The sequence below is a fragment of the Rhodococcus sp. HM1 genome, from assembly GCF_023218075.1.
Taxonomy (GTDB): domain Bacteria; phylum Actinomycetota; class Actinomycetes; order Mycobacteriales; family Mycobacteriaceae; genus Rhodococcus.
The window spans coordinates 1-396 of record NZ_JALPTB010000231.1; the positions used below are offsets into that span (position 1 = coordinate 1).

Here is a 396-nt window from a genome sequence, read left to right on the forward strand (position 1 = left end):
GGGCCGCGGCGCGCCACGCGGCCGTCAGCGGGCCCATGCCGTCGCTCACGCTGTAGCCCTTGCCGCGGCGATCGTCCAGGTAGGCCTGCAGTTCCTGCGCCGAGGTGCGGCGGGCTGTGGCATCCACCACGTACTGGATGTTGCGTGCATGCACCTGGGCATTGAGCACGGTGCCGTCGGTCGCGTCGCCCGGGATGCCCGTCCAGGTGGATGGCGTCACGGCCGGGAAGGCACCGGTCGCAGCGGCGCTCACGCCGGCGTCCACCACCAGCGTGGACGGCTTCCAGATGGTGAGGAAGCCCGACAGCACGCGCACGCCCGCGTTCGTCTCCAGCGTGGCGTAGCGCGCGTCGCCGCGCTGGTTCGACGCGGCGTTGTCCACGAACGGGGGAACGC

The 396-nt window shown here is 72.5% G+C and carries 1 protein-coding gene; it reads right to left on the minus strand.

From position 1 onward, the window contains the following. The coding region (locus tag M1M07_RS32555; protein WP_248676812.1) for a hypothetical protein at window positions 1–382 on the minus strand (382 nt) is incomplete at its 3' end. Between the last annotated feature and the right edge of the window lie 14 nt (window positions 383–396).